This is a genomic window from Kibdelosporangium persicum (assembly GCF_013280595.1).
Taxonomy (GTDB): domain Bacteria; phylum Actinomycetota; class Actinomycetes; order Mycobacteriales; family Pseudonocardiaceae; genus Kibdelosporangium; species Kibdelosporangium persicum.
Map to the genome: position 1 here is coordinate 128420 of NZ_JAAATY010000026.1, position 6000 is coordinate 134419.

General features: G+C 68.7%; 7 protein-coding genes. 5 read left to right on the top strand and 2 right to left on the bottom strand.

Annotation, left to right across the window (positions count from 1 at the left end; translation table 11 throughout):
• Positions 1-166: 166 nt before the first annotated feature.
• The gene (locus GC106_RS35110) at positions 167-868 is read right to left on the bottom strand and encodes a PP2C family protein-serine/threonine phosphatase (protein ID WP_312873132.1); all 702 of its coding nucleotides are present in this window, start codon (positions 866-868) and stop codon (positions 167-169) included.
• Between the two features lie 18 nt (positions 869-886).
• On the opposite strand from GC106_RS35110, the gene GC106_RS35115 reads away from it, so the two are divergent.
• Together GC106_RS35115 and GC106_RS35120 are read left to right on the top strand one after the other, a co-directional pair.
• A complete protein-coding gene (locus GC106_RS35115) occupies positions 887-1231 on the top strand; it encodes an arsenate reductase family protein (protein WP_173139479.1) in 345 nt (114 codons plus the stop codon).
• Positions 1232-1307: 76 nt separating this feature from the next.
• Entirely contained in the window at positions 1308-3077 is a 1770-nt protein-coding gene (locus GC106_RS35120; protein WP_173139481.1) for a hypothetical protein, read from the top strand.
• Between the two features lie 3 nt (positions 3078-3080).
• On the opposite strand, the gene GC106_RS35125 is transcribed toward GC106_RS35120, so the two are convergent.
• On the bottom strand, positions 3081-3359 hold the full coding sequence (locus GC106_RS35125; protein WP_173139483.1) for a DUF2631 domain-containing protein: 279 nt from the start codon (positions 3357-3359) through the stop codon (positions 3081-3083).
• Between the two features lie 65 nt (positions 3360-3424).
• On the opposite strand from GC106_RS35125, the gene dxr reads away from it, so the two are divergent.
• From dxr to GC106_RS35140, 3 genes are all read left to right on the top strand, one after another.
• Positions 3425-4582, top strand: coding sequence for a 1-deoxy-D-xylulose-5-phosphate reductoisomerase (gene dxr / locus GC106_RS35130; RefSeq protein WP_173139485.1), 1158 nt, complete (start codon positions 3425-3427; stop codon positions 4580-4582).
• Between the two features lie 6 nt (positions 4583-4588).
• On the top strand, positions 4589-5803 hold the full coding sequence (locus tag GC106_RS35135; RefSeq protein ID WP_173139487.1) for a M50 family metallopeptidase: 1215 nt from the start codon (positions 4589-4591) through the stop codon (positions 5801-5803).
• Positions 5804-5813: 10 nt separating this feature from the next.
• Positions 5814-6000, top strand: a 187-nt coding sequence (locus GC106_RS35140) for a flavodoxin-dependent (E)-4-hydroxy-3-methylbut-2-enyl-diphosphate synthase (RefSeq protein WP_173139489.1), incomplete at its 3' end; no start/stop codon positions are given.

Consider the following 6000-nt stretch of genomic DNA (forward strand, 5'->3'; position numbering starts at 1 on the left):
CGAAAGGAGGGCTCACCGAAGGTCGAGGGGCCAGTAACGTAACCCCTCGTGAGTGTTCATCGGTGTTCTAACCCTGATAAACACTCACGAGGGGGTGGCGCCGGCGGCGTCGCCCCGCCGGGGACCGTCGACGGCAGGCCCGTGCTGTCCGTCGACATCCGCGAAGTCAGGGCGTACTGCTGACCTGAACGACGATCGCGGACGCGTTGTCGTTCCCGCCCGCCGCCTCGGCACGGGCCAGCAGGTCCCGCACCATCGCCTCAGGTCCACTGCCATTACCCAGGACTTCGAGCACCCGGTGGTACGGGACCTGCTCCGCGACACCGTCCGTGCACAGCAGGAACACGTCACCCGGCAGCGGTTCGATGTGCATGACGTCCGGCGCGGGCGCGCCAGGATGCCCGACGTAACGAGTCAGTTGGTAGCGGGCGGACGCCGCCTGCGGCGAGTCGAACGGGAACCACCCGTGCACCGCGCCCAGCCATGCCATCGTGTGATCCACGGTGAGCAGTTCGAGCAGGCCGGCGCGCAGCCGGTAGAGCCGCGAGTCTCCGATCTGCACCAGCCAGAACCCGTCGTCGGCCTGCAACAGAGCGGTCAGCGTGCACCCGGCGAGCCCGCCGATCTGCCTGCCGAAGCCGCCGACCTGGTCGTGCGCGCTCATCACCGCGTGCCGAATCCCGGCCACTGTCGGCTCAGCCGCCGCCACGATGTCCACAGTGGTCCGTCCGGCCATCGCGCTGCCCTCGCCGTCCCCCATGCCGTCGGCCACCACGGCGACCAACGGATCAAGGCCGAGGTGCCAGGCGTCGAAGTTCGCCCGGTACCGGTTTCCGATCGCACTGCCCGCCGCCGCTCTGATGGTCACCGCAGTACCGTAAGGCGGGTGGAGATCTGGGTGAACCCGGCGTGCTCGAAGTGCCGGTCAGCGGTGCGGATGTTGGACGAGGCCGGCAGCGAGTACACCGTGCGGCGGTATCTGGAGGATCCGCCGACCGCGAAGGAACTCGGCGAGGTGCTGACCCGGCTCGGGCTTGAGCCGTGGGACATCGCGCGCACACAGGAGAAGGTGGCCAAGGAGCTCGGCCTGTCGAAGTGGCCGAAGGACCGTGACCGGTGGATCGAGGCGATGGTCACCCATCCCATCCTGATCCAGCGGCCGATCATCACCGCCGACGACGGCACTACAGTTGTCGGTCGCTCGGACGAAGAAGTGCGGAAAGTTCTCTAGGACAACCGGATGGCGGTAATTGCGGCCGAGGCATAAAGCCCGTCGGCCCCGGACCGTCTGGTGGAACATCGGTCCTGTGCGCAATCCGGTGGGGATGCTGGGATCGGCGGTCGTCCTGAGCCTGGTCGCTTGCACAGGCCCGGAACTCACCGGCAGGCAGCCGCTGAACACCGAACCGGTCACCGATTCGGGACCGGAGGTCTGCTCGCTGCTGCCACGGCAGGCGATCGCCCAACTCACCGCCCGTGCCGAGGGAAACCTGACGTCCGTCGGCGACATCACCGCCGACAGCGGCCAATGTGAGGTGCTCGTCTCCGAGGACTCGGTCCGGCAACCCGTGACGTCGTTACGAATTGACGCCGGTCAAGTCGGGATGATCACGCGGCTCAACACCGTCATGGAGATCGCCGAGGAGCGGGCCGCGCGTGCGCCGCTGGGCAATCCGTTGCGGACCGGCACGGATCACTCTCCCGCCATCTCGCTGGCGATCACGTGCGGCAACCGGCCTGTCCACATCGGAATCGGGATCACCGGCTACGACGTCAGACGCAAGTCCATCGACCAGGATCTGGCCGATCTCTCCGGCATCGTCGCCGCGAAGTACGGCGACCGGCTCGGCTGCCGGGCCGAGGTCGCGCCACCGCTACCCGAAGTACCACGCGGTGCGGTGCGGATGATGGCGGGCGACGGCGGCCCCAACGTCCCTAGTGGACCTGCTCCGGGACCGTCCACAAGCATCGGTCACGTCGAGGCGTTGACCACGGCTCAGGACGGTTCGGTGTATTTCGTCGGCCGCAAATACCCGACAGACGTCAACCCGCGCAACGCCGACGAGGACGCGGGCAGGTGGGGCGACACACTGCGGATCCTGCGCGTGCGCACCGATGGCGTCGTGGAGGTGGCGTGGGATCCGAACCTGGCGCCGTTCTCGACCGACAACGACCCGGTCCCCGGCGACCTGTCCGAGAAACTCCGGCTGCAGGGCCGGGACACCCTCGGTTCGGTCAGCGGGATCGTGCTGCACCAGGACCAGGCATGGTTGTTGCCGTCCCACTCGGCCTCCCGGCCCGGCGACGACAGGTTGTCCCGCCCGGTCCGGATCGTCCAGCTCACCGGCGGCCGGGCGGTCGACCTGCGTGCGATCAAGGCGCCGGTCGAGGCGGACACCACCCGGATCAAGGACCAGAACGGGCTGGTGGTGCCCGGTGGGATCGACTCGTGGAACACCGCCCGGTTCGGCGCGCTCACGTTCGACGGCGACACACCTGTCCTGTTGGACGTGCTGCAGGCCCGGGTCTGGCGCATCGACGCGCTACGGGACGGCAAGGTCCTGGAGGCGACCGTGCTGCGGCTGGGGACCGAGATCGCGTCCGGGGCAGGCGCGGCGGGCCTGGCCAGCGGCCGGTTCGCGGTCAGCACCCGGCAGAGCGGGCTGGCCATCCTCGACTCCCGGGGCCGTGTGCTGCTGTCCACACCGGTGATCAACGCCGAGATCGACGGCATCGGGCCGTCTCCGCTCGACCTGGGCAGACGCCAGGTGGCCGCCGCCGGTGACGACGTGATCGTGCACGCGGTCGCCAGCCAGGTGGCCGCGCCCGCGGTGGTCCGGGTCGACGGACAGACCGGGACCACGCGAACGATCCAGGTCAGTGGTTATCCAGGGCCGAGGGACCCGGCCAGTGACGTGCGGACCACGCGGTTCGCCAGGTCGTTCGGCACCGCGGCCAATGCCACGACGCTGTTCGCCACGGGATGGCCGGTGTCCGCGTTGGGCGCCGTCGGACAGAACGTCCTGATAGCGCCCTATGGGACGAGAATCTTCTACGAGCTCGTCCCCCGGAGGTAGGGCCTAGCGACGCCAGGAGGTCCGGCGCCGGACCTGGTCGATCACCAGCAGGATGATCAGACCGGCCCCGATCCCGACCAGCCACAGGTCCTCGGTGCGGCCGGTGTGGTTGCCGATCAGCATGATGAACATCGCGAAGGCGGTGAACCAGCCGGCGATCCGGGTGCCCTTGGGGAAGGAGCCGTGCCAGCCCCACTCCGCCGACGGCTCGTCCTCCGGGCTGACGGTGTGCGCCGGAGCCTTGTCGGGCGTCGAGCTCGCCACGGGTCCCTCCTCGATCATGCTGCGTACGTCCTTCATCGTCGCACACGGCCCACTCGACCGGTCCTCAGCCCCGGTCGGCGACAATGGGCGAGATGTCCGCAAACACTCGTTCAGTTCTCCTGCTCGGCTCCACTGGTTCGATCGGTACCCAGGCGCTAGAGGTGATCGCGGCCAATCCGGACTCCTTCCGGGTCGTCGGCCTCGCCGCGGGCGGCTCGAACCCGGGGGTGCTGGCCAAGCAGGCCCATGACTTCGGCGTCAAGGCGATCGCTGTGCCCGACGCGACCGGCGCTGACTTCGGTGACGCGCGGGTCTTCACCGGCAGCCGTGCCGTGCTGGACCTGATCGAGGCGGTGCCCGCCGACGTGATCCTCAACGGGATCACCGGTTCGCGCGGTCTCGAGCCGACGCTGTACTCCCTGGCCACCGGCGCCCGGCTGGCGCTGGCGAACAAGGAGTCGCTGATCGCCGGCGGCCCGCTGGTCCTCGAAGCGGCGCGGCCCGGCCAGATCGTGCCGGTCGACTCCGAGCACTCGGCGCTGGCGCAGTGCCTGCGCGGCGGACGGGCCGAGGAGGTCGAGCGCCTGGTCGTGACCGCGTCCGGCGGCCCGTTCCGCGGCCGCACGGCCGCCGAGCTCAAGGACGTCACGCCGCAGGAGGCGATGGCGCATCCGACCTGGTCGATGGGCCCGGTGATCACGATCAACTCCGCGACCCTGGTCAACAAGGGGCTGGAGGTGATCGAGGCGCACCTGCTGTTCGGCGTGCCGTACGACCGGATCGACGTCGTGGTGCACCCGCAGTCGATCGTGCACTCGATGGTGACCTTCAGCGACGGCTCCACCCTGGCCCAGGCCAGCCCGCCGGACATGCGGCTGCCGATCTCGCTGGCGCTCGGCTGGCCGGAGCGGCTGCCCGGCTCGGCCAAGCCGTGCGTCTGGGACCAGGCCACCTCGTGGACCTTCGAACCCCTCGACGACGAGGTCTTCCCGGCCGTCCGGCTGGCCCGCCAGGCGGGCGAGGCCGGCGGCTGCCACCCGGCCATCTACAACGCCGCCAACGAGGAGGCCGTCGAGGCGTTCCTCGAGCTGAACGTCGGCTTCACGTCCATCGTGGAGACTGTTCAGCGAGTGTTGGGCGAGGCCGACGCCTGGCGAGGCGCGCCGGGCGGGGTCGACGAGGTCCTGGCCGCCGAGCAGTGGGCGAGGACACGGGCCCGGGAAATTCTGGGAAGGAACTGACTGAGCGTGATCTTCATCATCGGAGTCGTGCTGTTCGCGCTCGGCATCGGCCTGTCGGTCGCCCTGCACGAAGCCGGCCACATGCTGACCGCCAAGTGGTTCGGCATGAAGGTGCGCAGGTACTTCATCGGCTTCGGCCCGAAGATCTTCTCGTTCCGCCGGGGGGAGACCGAGTACGGCCTCAAGGCCATCCCGGGCGGCGGGTTCTGCGACATCGCGGGCATGACCGCGCTGGACGAGCTCACGCCGGACGAGGAAAAGCGCGCGATGTACCGCTACCCGGCGTGGAAGCGGGTCATCGTGATGTCCGCGGGCTCGATCAGCCACTTCATCCTCGGGTTCATCCTGCTGTACCTCCTCGCGGCCACCATGGGCCTGCCCAACCTGGTCGACAAGCCGATCGTGGCCAGCACCGTGTGTGTCCAAAGTGACACGCTGACCATGGATCCCAAGACACCGCGGCCGCCGTGCGGCCCGGACGACCCCAGCCCGGCCCAGCGGGCCGGCCTGCAGCCGGGTGACCGGATCATCGCGGTGAACGGCACCGAGACGCCGACGTTCGCCGATCTGCGGTCGACGCTGAAGCCGCTGTCCGGCCCGCAGCGGATCACCGTCGAGCGCGGCGACACCGAGCAGACGTTGGTGGTGGACGTCACCGTCGCGCAGCGACTGATGCAGAAGGACGGTCAGCGCGTCCTGGAGTCGCAGGGCAGCATCGGTGTGTTGCAGGAGCGCAATTTCGAGTACAACGCCCTGACCGCGATCCCCGGCTCGATCGCGTTCACCGGCGACATGTTCGTCAAGACCTGGGAAGGCCTGATCCGGTTCCCGGAGCGCATCCCGGCTGTGGTGCGCGCCATAGGCGGCGGTGAGCGCGATCCCGACACGCCGATCAGTGTCGTCGGCGCGAGTATCCTCGGTGGCGACGCTGTTGAGCGTGGCCTGTGGGACGTTGTCTTGCTGCTGCTGGCAAGCCTCAACTTCTTCATCGGCGTGTTCAACCTGTTGCCGCTGTTGCCGCTGGACGGGGGACACATAGCGGTGATCGTCTACGAGAAGATCCGCAACGCGATCCGCCGGATGCGCGGGCAGCCTGCGGGTGGCCCCGTGGACTACTCGAAGTTGATGGCCGTCACCATGGTGGTGGTGTTCATCGGTGGCGCGGTGATGTTGCTCACGCTCACCGCCGACATCGTCAACCCGATCAGGATCAACAACTAGAGGAGATCTCATGACCAGCGGCGAAGTGCTGCTCGGCATGCCGTCGCTGCCGCCGCCGGTGCTGTCGGAGCGCCGTAAGACCCGTCAGTTGATGGTCGGGTCGGTGGGTGTGGGTAGCGAGTTCCCGGTGTCGGTCCAGTCGATGACGACGACGGTGACCGCGGATGTGAATGCGACGTTGCAGCAGATCGCGGAGT

Excerpts from the sequence above, each read along its gene's own strand:
- dxr (WP_173139485.1), top strand. The coding sequence starts at position 3,425 with ATGGGCGAGATGTCCGCAAACACTCGTTCAGTTCTCCTGCTCGGCTCC.
- GC106_RS35125 (WP_173139483.1), bottom strand. The coding sequence starts at position 3,359 with ATGATCGAGGAGGGACCCGTGGCGAGCTCGACGCCCGACAAGGCTCCG.